Annotated in this window: 17 protein-coding genes and 1 other annotated feature (1 of these 18 cut by a window edge); of the genes, 15 read left to right on the top strand and 2 right to left on the bottom strand. The window is 36.6% G+C overall.

Translation table 11 applies throughout. The features are described from left to right. Positions 1-130: a binding site (T-box leader), on the top strand (it extends 47 nt beyond the left edge of the window). Positions 131-199: 69 nt separating this feature from the next. The 12 genes from glyQ to JF53_RS05090 all read left to right on the top strand — a co-directional run bounded on the left by glyQ (position 200) and on the right by JF53_RS05090 (position 13,548). Next, on the top strand, positions 200-1,078 hold the full coding sequence (gene glyQ / locus JF53_RS05035) for a glycine--tRNA ligase subunit alpha (RefSeq protein ID WP_047981466.1): 879 nt from the start codon (positions 200-202) through the stop codon (positions 1,076-1,078). Continuing rightward, positions 1,078-3,162 (top strand): glycine--tRNA ligase subunit beta, encoded by a 2,085-nt coding sequence (gene glyS, locus JF53_RS05040; RefSeq protein ID WP_047981467.1) that lies wholly within the window; start codon positions 1,078-1,080, stop codon positions 3,160-3,162. The genes glyQ and glyS overlap by 1 nt, the downstream gene beginning before the upstream one ends. A gap of 87 nt (positions 3,163-3,249) precedes the next feature. Then, positions 3,250-3,882, top strand: a complete 633-nt coding sequence (locus tag JF53_RS05045; protein WP_157052461.1) for a helix-turn-helix transcriptional regulator — start codon at positions 3,250-3,252, stop codon at positions 3,880-3,882. Positions 3,883-3,901: 19 nt separating this feature from the next. After that, on the top strand, positions 3,902-4,702 hold the full coding sequence (locus JF53_RS05050) for a pyruvate, water dikinase regulatory protein (protein ID WP_047981469.1): 801 nt from the start codon (positions 3,902-3,904) through the stop codon (positions 4,700-4,702). Positions 4,703-5,294: 592 nt separating this feature from the next. Further along, positions 5,295-7,109, top strand: a complete 1,815-nt coding sequence (dnaG, locus tag JF53_RS05055; protein ID WP_047981470.1) for a DNA primase — start codon at positions 5,295-5,297, stop codon at positions 7,107-7,109. Between the two features lie 28 nt (positions 7,110-7,137). Continuing rightward, positions 7,138-8,259, top strand: coding sequence for an RNA polymerase sigma factor RpoD (gene rpoD / locus JF53_RS05060; protein ID WP_047981471.1), 1,122 nt, complete (start codon positions 7,138-7,140; stop codon positions 8,257-8,259). Positions 8,260-8,357: 98 nt separating this feature from the next. Then, the gene (locus JF53_RS05065) at positions 8,358-8,909 is read left to right on the top strand and encodes a hypothetical protein (RefSeq protein ID WP_047981472.1); all 552 of its coding nucleotides are present in this window, start codon (positions 8,358-8,360) and stop codon (positions 8,907-8,909) included. A 74-nt stretch (positions 8,910-8,983) separates the two neighbouring features. After that, on the top strand, positions 8,984-9,349 hold the full coding sequence (gene cccA / locus JF53_RS05070) for a cytochrome c550 (RefSeq protein ID WP_047981473.1): 366 nt from the start codon (positions 8,984-8,986) through the stop codon (positions 9,347-9,349). 74 nt (positions 9,350-9,423) lie between these two features. Continuing rightward, complete coding sequence (locus JF53_RS05075; RefSeq protein ID WP_047981474.1) at positions 9,424-10,137, top strand: tRNA (adenine(22)-N(1))-methyltransferase; 714 nt, start codon at positions 9,424-9,426, stop codon at positions 10,135-10,137. Then, on the top strand, positions 10,118-11,248 hold the full coding sequence (locus tag JF53_RS05080) for a Nif3-like dinuclear metal center hexameric protein (RefSeq protein WP_047981475.1): 1,131 nt from the start codon (positions 10,118-10,120) through the stop codon (positions 11,246-11,248). Before JF53_RS05075 ends, JF53_RS05080 begins: the two co-directional genes overlap by 20 nt. A 63-nt stretch (positions 11,249-11,311) precedes the next feature. Next, a complete protein-coding gene (locus tag JF53_RS05085) occupies positions 11,312-12,625 on the top strand; it encodes a DEAD/DEAH box helicase (protein ID WP_047981476.1) in 1,314 nt (437 codons plus the stop codon). 23 nt (positions 12,626-12,648) lie between these two features. Beyond that, positions 12,649-13,548 carry a deoxyribonuclease IV gene (locus tag JF53_RS05090; RefSeq protein WP_047981477.1) on the top strand — a complete coding sequence of 300 codons (900 nt, stop codon included), beginning with the start codon at positions 12,649-12,651 and terminating at the stop codon, positions 13,546-13,548. Between the two features lie 44 nt (positions 13,549-13,592). On the opposite strand, the gene JF53_RS05095 is transcribed toward JF53_RS05090, so the two are convergent. Continuing rightward, positions 13,593-13,877: a DUF2624 domain-containing protein gene (locus JF53_RS05095; protein ID WP_047981478.1), complete on the bottom strand. Its 285-nt coding sequence runs from the start codon at positions 13,875-13,877 to the stop codon at positions 13,593-13,595. Positions 13,878-14,039: 162 nt separating this feature from the next. Here JF53_RS05095 and JF53_RS05100 point away from each other — a divergent pair, with 162 nt between their 5' ends. Continuing rightward, positions 14,040-14,420, top strand: coding sequence for a DUF4190 domain-containing protein (locus tag JF53_RS05100; protein WP_053071920.1), 381 nt, complete (start codon positions 14,040-14,042; stop codon positions 14,418-14,420). Between the two features lie 28 nt (positions 14,421-14,448). On the opposite strand, the gene JF53_RS05105 is transcribed toward JF53_RS05100, so the two are convergent. Continuing rightward, on the bottom strand, positions 14,449-14,775 hold the full coding sequence (locus JF53_RS05105; protein WP_047981479.1) for a hypothetical protein: 327 nt from the start codon (positions 14,773-14,775) through the stop codon (positions 14,449-14,451). A gap of 81 nt (positions 14,776-14,856) precedes the next feature. Here JF53_RS05105 and JF53_RS05110 point away from each other — a divergent pair, with 81 nt between their 5' ends. Beyond that, positions 14,857-15,486, top strand: coding sequence for an NfeD family protein (locus JF53_RS05110; protein WP_047981480.1), 630 nt, complete (start codon positions 14,857-14,859; stop codon positions 15,484-15,486). Between the two features lie 242 nt (positions 15,487-15,728). Then, positions 15,729-17,357 (top strand): Na/Pi cotransporter family protein, encoded by a 1,629-nt coding sequence (locus tag JF53_RS05115; RefSeq protein ID WP_047981481.1) that lies wholly within the window; start codon positions 15,729-15,731, stop codon positions 17,355-17,357. Positions 17,358-17,874 lie beyond the last annotated feature (517 nt).

The following is a 17,874-nucleotide window of genomic DNA, read 5'->3' on the forward strand; positions in this document are numbered from 1 at the left end:
AGTCCAGGACGGTGTAAGCTGGACAGTGAAGAAGTTTGGAAGGCACTCTGGAGCATGAATTAATAGAAGCGGCTATAGCATAATGCTTTAGCAAATAGGGTGGAACCGCGGAATAAAACCCGTCCCTATGTCTGTAAGGAATTATAGACATAGGGACGGGTTTTTCAAATTTCTAAAAATTGAATTGGAGGTTGAGTAAATGAATATTCAAAATATGATTTTAACACTTCAAAAATATTGGTCTGAACAAAATTGTATTTTAATGCAAGCATATGATGTGGAAAAGGGTGCAGGAACAATGTCCCCAATGACGTTACTAAGAAGTCTAGGTCCTGAGCCTTGGCGAGTTGCGTATGTGGAGCCGTCAAGACGCCCGGCGGATGGTCGATATGGTGAAAACCCAAATCGTCTTTATCAACATCATCAGTTTCAAGTGATCATTAAACCATCTCCAGATAATATCCAAGAGCTTTACTTAGAATCGTTAAAAGCGCTAGGTATTAATCCATTAGAGCACGATATTCGCTTTGTAGAAGATAACTGGGAGAACCCAACCCTTGGTGCTGCAGGACTAGGCTGGGAGGTTTGGTTGGATGGTATGGAGATTACTCAGTTTACGTATTTCCAACAAATCGGTGGTCTAGAAGCAAACCCAGTTACAGTTGAGCTAACCTATGGTATTGAGCGACTTGCATCTTATATCCAAGATAAAGAAAACGTATTTGAATTAGAATGGACAGATGGATTTACCGTTAATGATATTTTCAAACAGCCGGAGTTCGAGCATTCGAAATATACATTTGAAGAATCTAGCATCGATATGCTTTTCCAATTATTTACGATGTACGAAGAGGAAGCACAAAAAACAATGGAAAAAGGCTTGATTTTTCCAGCATATGATTATGTATTGAAATGTTCCCATACATTTAATTTACTAGATGCTCGTGGTGTTATCTCGGTTACAGAACGAACTGGTTATATCTCAAGAATACGTAATTTAGCTCGTACTATTGCGAAAGCTTATGTTACTGAAAGAGAACGTTTAGGTTTTCCAATGCTTAAAAAGGAGGCTAACTAATGGGTAAAAATGTTTTATTTGAAATTGGCTTAGAAGAATTACCTGCTCGATTTGTTGATGATGCACAACGACAATTAGCGGCAAAAACTCAAAAATGGTTGGAAACATTGCGTATTTCTTATCAAACATTAAAAACGTTTTCTACTCCAAGAAGACTTACTGTCCTCATCAATCAAATGGAAGAGAATCAGACAACGGTTGAGGAAGAGGTCAAGGGACCCGCAATTAAGATTGCAAAAGACGATGCTGGTAATTGGACGAAAGCGGCAATAGGATTTACTAAAGGACAAGGAAAAACAGTTGATGACATTTATACCAAGGATATTAATGGTGTCACGTATATATTTGTGAACAAAATTATTGAAGGGAAACCCGTAGTAGAATTACTACCAGGTTTCAAAGAAATAATCGAGTCCATCCAATTCGGAAAAAATATGCGTTGGGGTACGCAAACATTACGATATGCACGTCCGATACGTTGGATTGTTGCTCTATCCGATAAAGATGTAATTCCATTTGAGATTGCTGGTGTGCAAACAAGTAATAAAACATATGGACATCGTTTCCTAGGAAAACAAATCGAAATAGAAAATCCACTGAATTACCAGGAGCAATTACAGGAGCAATTTGTCATTGTTGATGCACAAGACCGAGAAAACATGATTTTAACTGGTATAAAAGAAGTAGAAGCGGCGGGTGGATACGAAGTACCAATTGATAAGGATCTTCTACAAGAAATACGTAACTTGGTTGAATATCCGACGGTATTTGTTGGTTCTTTTGAAGAGGAATATTTAGATCTTCCTCCTGAAGTATTGATCACTTCAATGAAGGAACACCAACGTTATTTCCCGGTGAAATCAACAACAGGTGAGCTTCTTCCGAAATTTGTAGCGGTTCGAAATGGTGATGCAAATGCCATTGAAACTGTTATGAAGGGAAATGAGAAGGTATTAAGAGCAAGACTATCTGATGCGGAATTTTTCTATCAAGAGGATCAAAAAAATACGATCGATTTTTATAGAAATAAGCTTTCGAATGTTGTTTTCCAAGAAAAACTAGGTACAATTCATGATAAAGTAAATCGTGTCGTAAGAATTGCTGAAACAATTGCGAAAGCACTACAGCTTGATACATCGACGATAAATCAGGTTACTCGAGCTGCAGCATTAAGTAAATTCGATTTGATGACTAACATGGTGAATGAATTTACCGAACTACAAGGAATTATGGGTGAAAAGTATGCACGGATATTCGGGGAAGAAGAAGCGGTAGCACAGGCGATTCGTGAGCATTACATGCCAACAAGTGCACAAGGTGAGCTTCCGGAAACAGAAGTCGGTGCAGTTGTTAGTGTGGCTGATAAGCTAGATACTATAGTTGGGTGTATCGGGGTAGGCTTGAAACCGACCGGATCCCAGGATCCATATGGCTTACGTAGGCAAGCAATTGGTATTTTGCGAATCGCAAATGATGCGAAATGGACTATTTCTGTTGCTGATTTATTGGACATTGCCGAAACCGTTTATCAATCAGTAAATCTATCGGCGTTTAATAGTGATACCTTATACGAAGAATTGAATTCGTTTGTGCAGCAACGAGTTGCATTCGTCTTGAAGGAAAATGGTATTGAGCAGGACGTAATCCATTCCATTACTGCTGGACAGGTTGGGGTAATGCCAATTATTACAGAAAAAGCGCGGATTCTTTCTGAAAAACGGAGTGATCCAACATTTAAATCATCACAAGAGGCATTGGTTCGGGTACTTAACTTAGCAGAAAAGACAGATCAAACAGAAGTAAACATTAACCTGTTCGAAACGGAATCTGAAGCTAACCTATATTCTGCATATCAAACCGTGGCGGAAAATTATAAATCTGCCAATGAACAAGGCGAATTATCTGAAGCGTTCCATCAGCTTGAAGCATTAACAGAACCAATCCATCAATTTTTTGATAACAATATGGTAATGGCTGATGATGAGGCACTTAAGAATAATCGATTAGCTTTACTAAAACGAATTGCACTACTGGTGAACAGTTTTGCAGACTTGCAAGCAATTGAATGGAAACAACAATTTTAACAATTGTTAATTTGATTTCCATTCCGGTCTATATAGGCTATAATAATTACTAAATAGTATGTCTCTTTTAATCTGTTGGGTGGTGGAATGGTGGAATTATCCAATCGTCAAGAAAAAATAATAGAAATAGTAAAACATAATGGTCCCATAACAGGTGAGCATATAGCTGAGCGACTAAATTTAACACGCGCAACATTACGACCAGACTTAGCAATTTTAACAATGGCCGGTTTTTTAGATGCGCGGCCTAGAGTAGGCTATTTTTACACTGGAAAAACTGGTTCAGAACTACTGACAGAAAAGATAAAGAAGTTTCAAGTTAGTGACTATCAATCGGTTCCAATCGTTGTGGATGAAGGTGCATCTGTGTATGATGCAATCTCGACGATGTTTTTAGAGGATGTTGGTACGTTATTTATTGTTGATGATCGTTCGTGTTTGATTGGCGTAGTATCACGAAAGGATTTACTTCGTGCAGCAATTGGAAAACAGGATTTAAGTACTTTACCTGTTCATATCATAATGACTCGGATGCCAAATGTAACAGTTTGCCGTAAAGAAGATTTATTAATCGATGTCGCCAATCATTTAATTAATAAGCAAATAGACGGACTTCCCGTTGTAAAAGATACGGCAAATGGGATGGAAGTAGTTGGTCGTATAACAAAGACGACGATAACGAAAGTGTTTGTTGAACTAATAGCAGATAATCATATCTAACCTTAGGGGGACTCTGACAATGAATGCAAAAAAGATTGTTTTCATTTTATCAGATTCAGTTGGTGAAACAGCTGAATTAGTAATTAAGGCTGGATTAAGTCAATTTAATCAAGACTATATCATACAACGCATACCGTACGTCGAGGATATTAAAACAATTGATGAAGCATTAAACCGAGCCAAGGATGAGGATGGCATCATTGGTTTTACACTCGTAGACCCGCATTTGCGAAATTATTTAAATGCCAAAGCGCTAGAGTGGTCCATTGAAGCGATTGATATAATGGGACCAATGATGGAAGCGATGGAAAGAGTTTTCCATAATAAACCCCGTTTAGAGCCAGGATTAGTGCATAAATTGGATGAAGACTACTTTAAAAAGGTAGAGGCAATTGAATTTGCGGTGAAATACGATGATGGACGTGACCCTAGAGGTATAGCTCGAGCTGATATTATTTTAATTGGAGTATCGAGAACATCAAAAACCCCTTTATCACAGTTTCTGGCACATAAGCGATTGAAAGTAGCTAATATTCCAATCGTCCCAGAGGTCGAACCGCCGGAAGAATTGTTTGATGTTGACCCAGCAAAATGTATCGGATTACGAATTCAACCTGAGAAACTGAACGATATTAGAAAAGAAAGGTTGAAGGCGTTAGGGCTAGGTGATCAGGCAACCTATGCAACGATTTCACGAATTCATCAAGAACTTGACTATTTTAATTCAATCGTTGAACGCATTGGATGTAGAGTGGTTGACGTATCGAATAAAGCTGTTGAGGAAACTGCTAATCAAATATTGCGTTTAATAAAAGAATAACGAATCCAATTGAGGCTGAGACAAATGGACTGAGCAAGTAGGCGAACAAAGCATAATTCCTGAAACAGGAATTATGCATCAATGTTTGTATATGCTTGCTAAACCACATTTGTCCCGGCCTCTTCCTGTGATTACAAGCTGTTTAGAAAATTTCCTATAATAAATCATCGATTTTTTTAATAAGATAATAGTAATTTTTTAGAAAATGTATTATAATTATTTTTTGTGTAAAAATAGAAGATGTTGTATAAAATAGTACAGATTCACTGTAACGCATATTCTGAAAAATAAAACATTCATAATTAAGAAGGAATCCACGATTTTTTGTAGAATAGTATTATTAGACTAAAATGATTCTGATATACATAGCTAGTCTATTAGTTACATACAAAACCTGTTTTTCTTCAACAAAAAGAAATACTTCATTATTTGTACTTCTATATCCTTCTAAAAGATTATTACGTAATAGAAGGAATTTTTTTCGACTTTATCAAAAAACTTGTCGAAATATGAAGGATTTTTTTAGGTGGATAGCGAATCTATACTATAGATCAATTACAATCCTTAATACTTGAAAAGCATGGTGGTTTTAATGTCTAACCAAATTTCTGAGGAATTAATTGAGCAAATTCGTACTGCAAATGATATTGTTGATGTCATTAGTGAATATGTACAACTCAAAAAACAAGGTAGAAACTATTTTGGGCTATGCCCATTTCATGGTGAAAAATCTCCATCATTTTCAGTTACACAGGAAAAGCAAATTTTCCATTGTTTTGGATGTGGGAAGGGTGGAAATGTTGTTACCTTCTTAATGGAAATGGAAAGTTTCTCTTTCTATGAGGCAATGAAATTTCTTGCCGACCGATCAGGTATTGAATTACCAACCGATGCGATAAAGAAAGAAACATCTCTTTCCCAAGAAAATCAACAAGTTCTATCTGCCCATGAATGGTTAACAAAACTATACCATCATTTAATTCGTTACACAAAGGATGGTAAGGCTGGGTATCAATATCTCGAAGAAAGAGGGATAAGTGATGAAGCAATTGACACATTCCAGCTAGGTTTTGCACCGAATACCAAGGATTTTACAGCGACCTTTTTAGAGAAAAAAGGCTTTCATCAACAGCTGCTTGTGAAATTCGGGCTGTTATCTCGTAACCAAGATGATGGATCTGTTACCGATCGCTTTCGTGGAAGAGTAATTTTTCCAATACGAAACCACTTGGGCAAAACGATTGCATTTGGTGCGAGAGTTGTTCAACCAGATCAAGAACCAAAGTACTTGAATAGCCCTGAAACAGAGTTGTTTCAAAAGGGAAAAATTCTGTATAACTTTGATTTAGCGAAAAAACACATCCGGAAATCAAGTGAAGCTGTATTGTTTGAAGGGTATATGGATGTGATTTCGGCATATCAAGCAGGCGTTCTAAATGGTGTGGCCACGATGGGAACAGCACTGACTGAACTACAGGCAAAGTTATTAAAGCGCTATGTGGACACAGTAATTATTTGTTATGACGGTGATAATGCTGGGGTAGAAGCGACTTATAAAGCTTCTAAATTGCTTCAGCAAGTAGGATGCCAAGTCAAAATTGCCCACCTAAAAGATGGATTTGATCCTGATAGTTACATCAAAAAATTTGGTGGAGAGGCATTTAAACGCGAAATAATTGAAGCAAGTGACACATTTATAAGCTTTTATATGCGATATCTCAAAAAGGATTACAATGTAACACTTGAAGGGGATCGCATACAGTACCTGGAAACAATCCTGATGGAGCTAGCAACTGTTGAAAGTTCAGTTGAAAGAGAGTTATATGTACAGGAACTGAGCTCCGAATATAGCATCTCTGTTGATACATTGCTAAATCAAATTCACGAGTACCGTCAAAAATCAGATGCTCCTAAGGATAAGAGGGAAAAAGACAGATATACTAATAAGGTACAAATGTCAAGTGGTAAATTATTACCAGCAATTCATAATGCGGAACGAAAATTATTAGCGTATATGATTCAAAATCGTTCCATTGCAGATAAGGTTCAAGCTGAAATAGGTGCTTCTTTTACTATAGATGAGCATAAAATTATAGCAACACATCTATATGCCTATTATGAAGAAGGACATTCTGAGAATGTAAGCTTGTTTCTCGATCGTATATCAGATGAATTGCTGCACAAGTTAGTTATCCAAATTGCAATGACGCCTACACAGGCTGACATTAGTGATAAAGAGATAAATGATTATCTACGTATGATACGTACTGAGAGTAGTACAGGGGTAAATTTAAAACAATTAAAGGCTGAGCAAAAATTAGCCGAGCAACAGCAGGATCCAATTAAAGCCGCGCAAATCGCGCTGAAAATTATTGAATTACAAAGACAAGTAAAGCATTTAAATTGATTGAAGAAGTATGGAAGGAGGGGGACTCATGGCTGACAACAAACCTTCACAAACTAAAGAGAATGAGCCGGAGTTAACACTAGCGCAAGCGAAAGAACAGTTAATTGAAATTGGTAAAAAACGTGGCGTACTCGCATATGAGGAAATTGCCGATCGTTTATCAAATTTCGTAATTGAACCTGATCAAATGGATGAATTTTATGAATTTCTAGGTGATCAAGGTATTGATGTAATAGGTGAATCAGATGATGACCCTAAAATGAAGGAAATCGAAAAAGAAGAAGAATTTGATGTAAATGATTTAAGTGTTCCATTAGGGATCAAAATTAACGACCCAGTACGTATGTACCTTAAAGAAATCGGGCGTGTTGATTTACTTTCTGCTACAGAAGAAATAGAACTTGCAACCCGCATTGAACAAGGTGATGAAGAAGCAAAAAAACGACTTGCTGAAGCTAACTTGCGTTTAGTAGTTAGTATTGCAAAACGTTATGTAGGAAGAGGTATGTTATTCCTTGACCTCATCCAAGAGGGAAACATGGGTTTAATCAAAGCGGTTGAAAAGTTTGACTACCGTAAAGGGTTTAAATTTAGTACGTATGCAACCTGGTGGATCCGACAAGCGATAACACGCGCTATTGCAGACCAAGCACGTACAATTCGTATACCAGTTCATATGGTTGAAACGATTAATAAATTGATTCGCGTACAGCGTCAATTACTTCAGGATTTGGGGCGTGAACCAACACCAGAAGAAATTGGTGAAGAAATGGATCTAACACCTGATAAGGTACGTGAAATCCTTAAGATTGCGCAAGAGCCCGTATCATTAGAGACACCGATAGGAGAAGAAGATGACTCTCATTTAGGTGACTTTATTGAGGATCAAGAAGCAATCTCGCCATCTGATCATGCTGCTTACGAATTATTAAAAGAGCAACTAGAAGATGTATTAGATACATTAACAGATCGAGAAGAAAATGTACTTCGTTTACGTTTCGGTCTAGATGATGGTCGAACTCGTACGTTAGAAGAAGTTGGTAAAGTTTTTGGTGTAACCCGAGAACGAATTCGCCAAATCGAAGCAAAAGCACTTCGTAAACTTAGACATCCTAGTCGTAGCAAACGATTAAAAGACTTTCTTGATTAATTGTGGGTAGGTCATTGGTCAAGCCTAAAAAGAACAATGACTTTCCTTTTCTTTTTTTATATATTTTGTAGCTAGATATCTGCATTGGGGTGATAATATTGGCAGATGATCGTATGGCTACCATCGTTAAAGAAATCAAGTATTGGAAAGAACACAAATTACTGCCAGAAGTTCAATGTGACTTTTTACTAGCTCTCTATACTCAAGGAGACGACGAGCAGTCAACTACATCTAGAAAGCGTCGGAAAAATTATTTTTTCTATGTCCAATTATTTCTTTTAGTGTTGATGGTACCGTTTTCATTTCTTGTAGTTTATTTTACTCAATTTCATTTTATTTTGCAACTTAGTATTTTGTTAATTTGTATTGGATATGGCTATTTCGTCTATCGGGCCTGTAAAAAACGTACTAGCCCTTATCGCCATATTGCCATCATAATACCACTTGTATTAGGGTTAATGACAACGGATCATCTAACAAATGTTTTCCATTTTAATCAATTGTTTACACTGATTGCATTAATCATGAATTTTGTAGGGTGGTATCTACTGAGTCGTACCTTACGCTTGAAATATTTATTGATTTCTAGCTACTTAGCACTTATCGTATTATTGTTCGTAAACTTTTCACATCTTTTTTCTTTTAACTAATGAAATTTTAAGATAAAATAAAACTAGCTATGTGGAATATTTTTAATTCCGGGGATACATAAGGAGGAAAGACAATGAAACGAAACCCATTAATCCCGTTTGCTTTAATTGCTATTATTGGGATCCTAGCGGTAATTGTAATTTCATTTATAGGGGTAGGTCAACGTAACGATATCGCGTCAGAAGGGGAAGAGCCTGAACAAGCTGAAGAAGGTGGAATGGAAGATCCAGAAGAAATCTTTGCATCATCTTGTGTAAGTTGTCATGGTGCTGATCTTTCAGGTGGATTTGGTCCAAATCTACAAACTGTTGGTGCAAACTTATCAGTAGATGAAATTAAAGATGTCATTACAAACGGACGTGGTGATATGCCGCCTCAAGGACATTTATCAGAAGGCGAAATATCCATTATTTCCGAATGGCTGAGTGAGAAAAAATAAATAGTTTTAACACAGGCTTTCTGTTATAATTCAGAAAGCTTTTCTATTATTACTATAGTTTTTGGAGGTTTCTAATGAATGAACGGTTGAAGCTGTCAAATCGTTTGGAACGTGTAGCATCTTTTTTGCCGAAAGGAGCTAACTTTGCAGATATAGGATCAGATCATGCTTATTTACCATGCTTTGTTTGTTTGCAGGATACTACCGCTACTGCTATTGCAGGTGAAATTAATGAGGGTCCATATACAAGCGCGAAACAGACAGTGGAAAAATATAAATTAACACATGTAATTGATGTCAGACAAGGTGATGGATTAGCCGTTCTTGCAGAAGATGAGGTATCGCAGGTTGTTATTGCAGGAATGGGTGGTGCGTTAATACGTTCTATTCTTGAGAATGGAAGGGACAAGCTACACGGTGTGGAATTGATTATTGCACAACCTAATGTCGACGAACAGAACGTGCGGAAATGGTATGTAGAAAATCATTATCGAATTGAAGCGGAAGTAATCCTAGAAGAAAATGGCCACATCTATGAAATCATTGTTGGCAGGAAGTCTGATACGCAACAACCACTGGATCCAAAGGAATTATTATTTGGACCACTATTATTAAAACAAGGGAACCCACTTTTCTATCAAAAATGGCAATCCGAGCATACTAAATTAATTCGTGTTCTAAAGCAAATGTCAGCGGCAAAAATAAAGGACGAAGAAAAAATAAGTTTATTCAACCAGCAGCTTCAATGGATAGAGGAGGTTTTGCGTGATGGTAAAAGGAACAACTAATGCAGATGTTTTTCGATTATTGGAGAACTGGGCACCTAAATCGTTAGCGGAAGACTGGGATAATGTTGGCTTACAAGTTGGTTCTTATCATAAACCGGTTAAAAGAATAATGGTCACGTTAGATGTTCTGGAAGCTGTTGTCGATGAAGCGATTGCTAATGAAGTAGATTTAATTATCGCGCATCATCCTATCTTGTTTAAGCCGTTACAGCAACTCAATTTAGATAGCTGGCGTGGAAGGGTTGTTAAAAAATTAATTCAGCATGATATCACTGTTTATGCAGCACATACTAATCTTGATATCGCTAATGGTGGAGTAAATGATATGCTTGCGGATTTATTAGGGCTAACGAATCGAGAAATTATGGTAGATACGAACGAAGAAGCATTATATAAAATTGCTGTATATGTACCAGAAGCACACATAGAGGAAGTAATGGATGCTGTAACTGAAGCTGGTGCGGGTCATATCGGAAAGTATAGTCATTGCACTTTTCGAACAACTGGAACAGGTACTTTCAAGCCACTTATAGGAACTTCACCATTTATAGGTGAGCAGGATAAACTGGAGAATGTCACAGAAGTAAAACTTGAAACTGTTGTTCAGGAAACACGGTTACAAAAGGTTTTAAAGGCAATACTTGGAGCACATCCTTATGAAGAAGTAGCCTATGATGTTATTCCTTTACAAAATACAGGGGAGAAATATGGACTAGGGCGAGTCGGAACACTAGCTAACACGGTTACTCTAGAAGAACTAACTAACATGGTTAAGACAACGTTAGAGGTTTCAACTGTAAGGGTATCAGGTAATCTTACAAAAAAAATTAAACGAGTTGCTGTCTTAGGTGGAAGTGGCGAAAAGTATATAATTCCCGCTCTCCATAAAAAAGCGGATGTCTACATTACTGGTGATATGACGTTTCACCATGCCCAAGAGGCAATCGAAATGGGGCTAGCAATCATCGATGCCGGGCATTATATAGAAAAAGTCATGAAGCTTGGAACGAAACAATTTTTAGAAGCGAAAATTAAGAATGGACACGAAATCGATCCAACGATTGATGTCATCGTATCGACGACAAATACCGATCCATTTCAGTACAAATAAACCGGAAAATGACCGTAGCTTGATGTGCGAAACATGAAGAATCAAGGTTAAAGGAGAACTAGAATGAAGAATTCATTTAATTCTTTTTCGTTTACACCGCAGTTATTAGATGTAATCGAGAAATTAGAATTTAAACAACCAACAGAAATACAGCAAGAAGTAATTCCTGCAGTTCATAAGGGGAAAAGTGTTATTGGGCAATCCCATACTGGTTCAGGAAAGACACATTCATTTTTACTTCCACTATTTAATCAATTAGAAGAAGCTAAAAAAGAAGTACAATTTGTCATTACAGCACCAACTCGAGAGTTAGCAACTCAATTATATGATGAAGCTAAGAAAATTATTAAGCTTGCCGATAAAGAACAAGAATGGAAAGCAAAATTATTAGTTGGTGGAACCGATAAACAAAAAATGATGGAGAAGCTTAAAGAACCTCCACATATTGTAATTGGGACTCCTGGACGAATTTTAGATATCGTTAAAGAAGAAGCACTTTCCATTTATTCAGCAAAATCTTTTGTCATTGATGAAGCAGATCTAATGTTAGACTTAGGATTTATTGATGATGTGGATCAATTACTAGTTCGATGTAAAAAAGATATTCAATTAATGGTGTTTTCTGCAACTATCCCTCAGCGCTTGGAACACTTCTTTAAGAAATACTTGGAAAATCCATTACATGTTAAAATCGCGAATGAATTATCTCCAGAAACAATGGAACACCGCTTAATCGCGAAGAAGCATCGAGAGGATGCTGATATAATAGCAGAGATTTCAAAGGCTATTAACCCATACCTTGCCATTATTTTTGCAAATGGTAAAGAAAATGCTAATAAGCTCCATGCTAATTTGCTGGAAAAAGGGTTAAATGTCGGATTGATTCATGGTGGACTATCACCAAGAGAACGTAAACGAGTTTTAAAAGAAATACAAGCGCTACGCTATCAATATATTGTGGCAACTGATTTAGCTTCAAGGGGAATCGATATAAAAGGTGTTAGTCATGTCATTAATGCTGACCTTCCGAAAGAAGAGGAATTTTATATTCATCGTGTTGGTAGAACAGCAAGAGCCGGAATGGAAGGGACTGCCATCAGTCTATATCGCGAGGAAGACTATAAGCTAATTGAAAAGCTGGAACAAAAGGGATTAGAATTTTTCTTCTATGATGTTTCCAATGGTCAATGGAAAGATGCTAAGTCTTGGAAAGAGCGTAGCCTTCGTACCAAGACGACAACAGACGTTGAGAAAGAAGCCTGGAAGCAAGTGCGAAAGCCTAAAAAAGTAAAGCCTGGTTATAAAAAGAAAATGAAGCAGCAACAACAATCGATTAAACGAAAACTAACAAAGAAATCGACATATAAAAAGAAGTAATTAGTTTGGGGAGAGGTGTCTTTATGTTAAAAATTGGATCACATGTTTCGATGAGTGGAAGTAAAATGTTACTCGGATCGAGTGAAGAGGCAATTTCTTATGGTGCTAATACATTTATGATTTATACAGGAGCACCGCAAAATACAAGGAGAAAGCCTATTGAGGAATTAAATATTGCAGAAGGTTTAAAACATATGGCTGCTAATGGAATTGATATAGCTGATATCGTTGTCCATGCACCATACATTATTAATATTGGAAATTCTACAAAGCCAGAGACGTTTGAACTGGGTGTTAATTTCTTAAGAAGTGAAATGGAAAGAACAGAGGCAATTGGTGCTAAACAAATCGTTTTACATCCAGGTGCACATGTTGGAGCAGGTCCAGAAGATGGAATCAAGAAAATCATCGAAGGATTAAATGAAGTGTTAGAAAAAGATAAAAATGTTCAAATCGCATTGGAAACTATGGCTGGTAAGGGATCGGAAATTGGAAGAACCTTTGAAGAAATAGCTACAATTATTGATGGTGTGACACATAACGAAAAATTATCCGTCTGTTTTGATACTTGCCACGTACATGATGCAGGCTATGATATCGTACAAAATCTTGATGGTGTATTGGATGAATTTGACAAAATAATAGGTGTGGACAGAATTAAGGTTGTCCATGTAAATGATAGTAAAAATGAACGTGGTGCTCATAAAGACCGTCATGAAAATATTGGGTTTGGCCATATTGGTTTTGATGCTTTACATTATATAATAAACCATGCTCAACTTACCGACGTGCCTAAAATTTTGGAAACTCCTTATGTTGGGGAGGATAAGAAAAATAAAAAAGCACCATACAAGTTTGAAATTGACATGATTCGCAATGGAGCATTCATTACGGATTTAAAAGAACAAATTGTTAATCAATAAATAAGTATGTAAAAGGAATCTGTGCAAAGCTACAGATTCCTTTTTTATTGAAATAAATGCTCCAAACCATAAGATTTTATCAATTCGTGGAAAAGTTGATTGGCTTTCGCAGCCGTCTCTGAATCGGTAATTTTACTTAAATCCTTTAGCATCTTATCTCGTTCTTTTTGTTCAAAAGGATTAATACGATTTGTGCTCACATAAGTTGCAATATCAAAGGCTTGTTGTCGCGTTATGGAAAATCCGTAGTTATGAGCATATTCATACACTTCATGTGGCGTAATGTTTCTGAATTTATTCAAAATGATTTGTTTAATGAAAATGGACAATAGCAACAGCTCCTCCCAATTACTATATGCAACTGCACAATCAAATTCAACTAGTTTTAAGAAAAGTTTGTAATGACACGAACTGGTAAAATGTAACATCATAGAAAATCTAATACGTCACAAACTATAGATGCACCTCATCATTAGAGAAGGAGGTCAATCATGGACGATAATAATCGTAGAAATACCATTGAAAATGCTCCGAAGCATGGTGAAGAAGGATATTATTCGTCAAGCTTTCGACACACAGATGGAATCTATGGTGATCGTGACGAAGAAACTGCTGCTGAGTTGACTGCGGATGACTATCGAAGAAGTGCAACAATTGATAATGATTCAGAACAGGTCAATGCAACAGTAGGGTGGATAGCATTAGTGCTTTCACTGGCATCATTCTTCTGGGCACCTATTTTATTAGGAGCTGCCGGGATTATTGTAGGTTTCTTCGCTCGTAACCGTAACGCTAAAACGTTAGGGAATATTGCGATTGCAGCAGGAGCAATTTCGATATTAATATCGCTGTTTATATTACCTTTCGTTTAGTTAAAGAGGCTGGTTTTTTCCAGCCTCTTTAATTATGCCTATATTTAGGGAAAAAATAAAAAGTGTTCGCATCCAAGGAATTCGGATCTGCAGTAGGATTAATCGTTCGAAAGTCATTTAAAATTTCGTCTATCGATAATGTGGTAATAGTGGGATTTAGTTTTTCGACGATACTTAGGACGGTATCACCTGGCGCTAGTTTAATTTTTACTACTTCATATGTCTGTTCGACAAGGCCTTGATTAGTTTCATTTTCCGGTTGATGTTCACCTGGGATGCTTGTGCCAGAGGATAAATCTTTATAAATACTTATAAAAAATAGTATAATGAAAATAAAGAAAAGTAATTTTTTCATGGTTATTACTCCTTCATCATGAAACCTTTTTGTTAGGTAATTCGTATGTAAAGCAAGATTAATTGGAAAGGGAGAACGAGTATGGAAATTTTTACGCAAGACTGGATTGCTTTGGTTCTTACAGGACTAGGTACTTTATTTTTAATCGGTGAAGTACTTGTAAATATGCGCGGTATTTTTGCATTATTAGGAATCGGATTTATCACGATTTATTTCACAGTATATTTAGAAACTAACTCCCTTATTCTTATGCTACTCATCTATTTTGTCGGTATTGTACTTATTATTATTGATGGAAAGCTCTTAAACGATGGAACATTAGCCACAATTGGTACAGCAAGTATGCTGGCGGCAGTTGCCTTACCAGCTCCTAATTTTGCTGCTGGGATGTATGCCGTTCTTGGTGTATTAATTGGTGCAGGTAGTTCGTTCTTTTTCCTAAAGGTGTTTAAGCGGAGAGAAATGTGGAATAAGTTAACACTAAAAGACCAGTTAACAAGTGAAGCTGGCTATAACTCCATGAAAGAGGAATATCGTTCTCTAATTAATCAAGAGGCTATCACATTAAATGATATGCGTCCGGTTGGAACGATTCGAGTAGGGACTAAGGATTATAGCGCCGTTTCTAATGGGCAGTGGATACCAAGAAATACAAAGGTAAAGGTTATTCAAGTTGATGGTACGAAAATACTGGTAGACTTTATCAAGTAATAAATCAAAAAATTCTTAGAGGTGACTCTAGGGATTTTTTTGTGGATAAAATGTAGTTTTTCTATGGAATGCATGATTAAAGTGTGTTTTGGGGATTAACTAATAAAAGAAGAGAAACATTTTTAATGGATTGTAAATTTAATGTAAAGTTTTTTAAAATACCTTTACAAAGTAGAGACTTTTTACAATAATAGTAGAGGTGTTAAAAATACATAGTAGATACGAGAAGGGGCGACTTTTCATTGGAAATAGACATACAGAAATTGATTTTTGAATTCATCGGAGGACTAGGGATATTCCTTCTTGGTATCAAGTTCATGGGAGAAGGTTTACAAAAATCTGCAGGAGATCGCTTGCGTGGCATTCTCGACAAATTTACAAGTAATCCTTTCTTAGGTGTTCTTGCCGGATTAATCGTAACCGTGTTGATTCAAAGTAGTTCAGGAACAACGGTATTAACTGTTGGATTAGTAAATGCCGGATTTATGACATTGAGACAAGCTATCGGTGTTATTATGGGGGCCAATATCGGTACAACGGTTACAGCGTTTATTATTGGGTTTGATATTGGAGCTTACGCATTGCCAATTCTTGCGATAGGTGCCTTTTTAATCTTTTTCTTTAAACATCAAAAGGTTACTGCAATTGGACAAGCTGTATTTGGCTTTGGAGCTTTATTCTTTGGATTAGAGTTGATGAGTAGTGGGATGAAACCATTACGTACCTTAGAATCATTCCAAGAATTAACGGTAGGAATGAGTGATCATCCTATTCTAGGTGTGGTAGTGGGTACATTGTTTACTTTAATCGTTCAAAGCTCTAGTGCGACTATTGGAATACTGCAAGGATTATATTCAGAAGGTGCAATTAATCTAAAAGCAGCTTTACCTGTATTATTTGGTGATAACATCGGTACTACTATTACTGCAATTCTAGCTTCATTAGGAGCATCTGTAGCAGCACGTAGAGCAGCTGGTGTACATGTTATCTTTAATCTCGTTGGTACTACTGTATTTATGCTGTTGCTTGGTTTGTTCACACAGTATGTGTTATTTTTACAAACCCAATTATCATTAAACGAAGAAATGACAATTGCATTTGCACATGGAAGCTTTAATCTATTTAATACGATTATCCAGTTTCCGTTTATTGGTCTGTTAGCTTGGATTGTAACGAAGCTTATTCCAGGAAAAGATACGACCATTGAGTACAAGCCAAAGCACTTAGACCCAATCTTTATTCAGCAGTCTTCTGCATTAGCACTAGATCAAGCAAAAGCAGAAGTTGTGCGAATGGGGGAATATGCTTATCAAGGGCTTGAAGAGACAAATCATTATTTAACAACAAATCAAACAAAACACTCCGATTTAGCCTTGCAAATTGAAGGAGCGCTAAACAGTCTTGATCGTAGTATTACGGATTATCTAATAGACATTTCAGGTGGTTCTCTATCTGAATTTGAAAGTGAGAAACACACCGTCTTAATGGACACAGTACGAGATATTGAGCGAATTGGTGATCACTTTGAAAATATCGTGGAATTAATCGATTATAAAATCTCGAATAAAGTCATTATTACAGAGCAGGCACAAGAAGATTTAAGTAATATGTTTGACTTAACCATGTCTACTGTAAAACAAGCGATTAAGGCGCTAGAAAAAGCGGATAGAGAAGAAGCGCTAGCTGTTATTCAAAAAGAGGATCAAATCGATAAGATGGAGCGTAGTTATCGAAAGAAACATATCATCCGTATGAATGAAGGTCAATGTAGTGTATCAGCAGGTATTGTGTTTGTTGATATTATTTCGAACCTTGAGCGAATTGGCGATCATGCTGTTAATATCGCTGAAGCAGTATTGGGTGAGAACTAAAACCAGAGAGGTTAAGCCTCTTTGGTTTTTTTCTTTTTAGGTTTAGGATAAATATACCAATCTTTCTCACCTGATAGAAAAATTAACGCAATTGTTTAAGGAGGAGGGAATGTGATTTTTCTTTTAAATTTTTGTTGAAATATACTTTCAAAGGTGCTATAGTAAATATTGTCGTTTTAAATACATACCAATGATTTGATTAAAAAAGTAGTTGACATGACTGCTTGTATATGTTAAATTAAATCTCGTGCCACTTAAAACTGGAGTGGTTTTAACGGATTAAAAAGATAGTCAAAATTATATTCCACAGTAGCTCAGTGGTAGAGACGAGCACTACTCCCACCGAATATGCTACGAGTAACCCCGAAGCATGAACATCTTGGAATAGGCTAGAAGATGCAGGGGTTCAACTACAGGGAACATGCTTTCAAAAGTATGGCTGGTAGTTAAATTAAATTATTCCACAGTAGCTCAGTGGTAGAGACGAGCACTACTCCCACCGAATATGCTACGAGTA

The organism is Ornithinibacillus contaminans, from assembly GCF_001038425.2.
GTDB classification, from domain to species: Bacteria; Bacillota; Bacilli; order Bacillales; family Amphibacillaceae; genus Ornithinibacillus; species Ornithinibacillus contaminans.